The sequence below is a fragment of the Shewanella sp. TC10 genome, from assembly GCF_009663145.1.
In the GTDB taxonomy this organism is placed as follows: domain Bacteria; phylum Pseudomonadota; class Gammaproteobacteria; order Enterobacterales; family Shewanellaceae; genus Shewanella.
Window position 1 is genome coordinate 1 of the sequence record NZ_VKHR01000108.1, and the last position, 3,440, is coordinate 3,440.

Genomic DNA, 3,440 nt, shown 5'->3' on the forward strand with positions numbered 1-3,440 from the left:
CAGWTAAGTTAATAGCTTTAGTTGTAATGTTAGGGGATTTATTTGGGGACTAGCTTTGCCACCTATTGCGGTTACGGTGACAGGTAAATATAGCGAGMAGGAAACCTTAGAGTTTGCTGAAGTGGTGCGTGATGAATTACTGCGCTTAGATGGGGTCACCCAGCTAGATTTAAGTGGTGTGCGTAATTACGAAGTCACCCTAGAAGTGTCACAAGATAAGCTGCAACAATATCAACTTACTCTAAGCGAAATAGCCAGGGCGATTAACGCCTCTAGTACCGATATTTCTGCAGGTAACTTGAAAACTCAGGGCGGCGATATCTTATTGCGCTCAAAGGGCCAAGCGTATTACAAAGATGAATTTGCCAACATTGCCATTAAAACTGCATCGGATGGCACCATTATTCGTCTTAGTGATATTGCTAATGTGATAGATGGTTTTGAAGAAACCCCTGTGCGAACTCGATTTAATGGCGAGCAAGCAGCATTTATCGATGTATATCGAATCGGTCAGCAAAGTGCGATTGATGTTGCCGATAAAGTGAAAGGTTATATCAATTCTCGCCAAGACAATTTGCCTGAAGGTTACAGCTTAAGCTATTGGGATGACGACTCTGAAATCGTTAAGAACCGTATTGCAACGCTAATGGGCAGTGCCATGCAAGGCGGCATTTTAGTCTTGTTATTGTTGACCTTGTTTTTACGGCCTTCGATTGCTTTCTGGGTGTTTATTGGTATTCCAGTGTCATTTATGGGCGCGTTTATCTTCATGCCATTTTTCAATGTTTCGTTGAATGTCATGAGTTTATTTGGATTTATTCTGGTGCTCGGTATTGTGGTGGATGACGCCATTGTGACCGGCGAGAATATCTATAGTCATTTAAAAACCGCGCCTAACGGTGAAATGGCTGCGATTAATGGCGCAAAAGAAGTGGCTGCGCCAGTGACCTTTGGTATTTTGACCACGGTCACCGCCTTTTTACCGATGTTGTTTATTGAGGGCAACCGCGGGGCTATTTTTGCCCAAATTGCTATCGTTGTAATTCCTGTACTGCTGTTTTCGTTGATCGAGTCTAAATTTGTCTTACCTGCGCATCTTAAGCACATTAAACTGCGCCACGAGAACCAAAAACAGAACCGATTTGAAAAGTTCCAGCAAAACTTTGCTGATGGTTTCGAGCGAGCCATTATCAAGTTTTATCAGCCATTTTTGCGTATCGCATTAAAGAATAAAGCAGCGACCTTAAGCCTGTTTACTGGAATGCTGATCATTATTATTGCACTGATCATGACGGGCTGGACCAAGTTTACTTTCTTCCCGCGTATTCCTAGCGAAACGGTGCGTCTTAGTTTAACAATGCCAGCAGGCACACCGTTTGAGGTGACCAATCAACATATTATCTCCATCGCTTCAAAAGCTAAGATTTTGCAGGATAAATATATTGATGAAGCAACCAATGAAAGCATCATCTTAAATATTTTGGCAACAACGGGTGGCCGTGGTGGCACATCAAATGCTGGTGGTGTTCGCTTTGAGATCACCCCACCAGAAAAGCGTGAGTCGGACATTACCTCTGGGCAACTATTAGCTGAATGGCGTCGTATGGTCGGGGATATTCCTGGTGCAGAGTCGGTGACTTATCGTGCTGAAATTGGTCGAAGTTCAGATCCTATTGATGTGCAGCTAAGTGCTAATTCGCTGGATACATTGCGAGAAATTGCAGACCAAGTAAAAGGGCATTTAACCACTTATCCAACAGTGTTTGATATTTCCGATAGCTTGTCTAACGGTAAAGAAGAACTGCTGATTGAGTTAACAGAACAAGGCAAGGCTTTAGGCTTTACTCGTGAAGAGGTGACCAACCAAATACGTAGCTTCTACTTTGGCTCGCAAGTGCAGCGTATTCAACGTGGCCGTGATGATATACGGGTTATGGTGCGCTTGCCGCTTAATGAGCGTCAATCCTTGGCGGACTTAGAGAAAGTGTTAATCACTACCAGTCAAGGTGCGCAAGTACCACTTGGCCATGTGGCTAAAATGACCTCAGGTAAAAGCCCATCAAGTATTAAACGTATCGATAGATATCGAGTGCTTAATGTCACTGCTGATGTGGATAAAGACAACACCAATATGACTGTGCTGCAAGCGGATCTTAAAACCTATCTTGATGGATTAGTCGCGCAATACCCAGGTGTGCGCCATTCACTTGAAGGTGAAGCGAGAGAGCAAAGTGAAAGCTTTGGTTCGCTTCAATGGGGCTTAGTATTCGTGTGCTTCATGATCTATAGCTTACTGGCGATTCCGTTTAAGTCTTATGTGCAGCCGTTTATCGTCATGAGTGTGATCCCCTTTGGTTTAATCGGTGCAGTGATAGGGCACTGGATTATGGGCTCAGCATTAACTATTTTCAGTATTTTGGGGATGTTGGCTCTGGTGGGTGTTGTAGTGAATGACTCGCTAGTATTGGTTGATTTTATTAACAAAAAACGTGCAGAAGGTGTCGAGCTTGTGGAAGCAGTACTCACCGCAGGAGCTAAGCGCTTTAGACCCGTTATGCTAACGAGTTTAACTACCTTTATTGGCTTAATGCCGCTACTGTTAGAGCAATCAACCCAAGCACAGTTCTTAATCCCAATGGCGATATCGCTTGGCTTTGGTATTATTTTCGCGACTTTCATTACCCTGATTATGGTGCCAGTAAACTACATGGTCGTTGAACGTATAAAAGGGGTTAAAGTGGACGAAGCAGAATTTGATAAGGACTTTGGTGACAGTTTCGCGCCAGTTCCCTTTGTGAATGAGCCTGCTATTAATGAGCCGATCAAAGGAAGTTAGTTAACGGGATATCTGAAAGGGTTTTCATTACAGCTGGTTATTTGAAATATTAATAACCAGCTGATTCAATGAGATTTTCAAGAACTGTTGCTTACTGAATGAACAGGACCTAGATCTGGAAAATAAAATAACGTATAAATATTAAAGGATTAACACTCAATTAAGGGATTATAATGAAGTTTGTCGCTCAATTCGTTCACTTGCTGTTATGGCTTTCTGTTGCCATGTCTCCAACTCTGTTTTTTACTATTCTTGGCTTACTGCTTGTGGTTAGTAGTGAAGGGCAAATGGGAGAATTCACCGTGCCTATGATGGCGCTTGTCGGTTTTGTGCTCGGGGCCATGTGGGCAGAAAGAATTCGTAATACTGTGGGCTTATCTCATTTCTTTGGCCGACTAGTAGGCATGAGAAATGGTTAGCTACTAGAAACTGGCTGATTTTCTGAACAACTAAGCAGTATTCAATAATTTGTAACCACTAGCACTTACCGCCACAATCTTTACCCGTTTTACGGGTAWAGATTGTGGCGGTAAGTGCTAGTGGTTACAAATTATTGAATACTGCTTAGTTGTTCAGAAAATCAGCCAGTTTCTAGTAGCTAACC

General features: G+C 42.8%; 1 protein-coding gene and 1 pseudogene. Both read left to right on the forward strand.

Annotation, left to right across the window (positions count from 1 at the left end; all coding sequences use genetic code 11):
• Positions 1–64 precede the first annotated feature (64 nt).
• A pseudogene (locus FNZ24_RS21205) lies at positions 65–2,836 on the forward strand (efflux RND transporter permease subunit); the annotation flags it as partial.
• A 173-nt stretch (positions 2,837–3,009) separates the two neighbouring features.
• A complete protein-coding gene (locus FNZ24_RS21210) occupies positions 3,010–3,255 on the forward strand; it encodes a hypothetical protein (protein WP_153916787.1) in 246 nt (81 codons plus the stop codon).
• The last annotated feature ends 185 nt before the right edge of the window (positions 3,256–3,440 follow it).

Excerpts from the sequence above, each read along its gene's own strand:
- FNZ24_RS21210 (WP_153916787.1), top strand. The coding sequence starts at position 3,010 with ATGAAGTTTGTCGCTCAATTCGTTCACTTGCTGTTATGGCTTTCTGTT.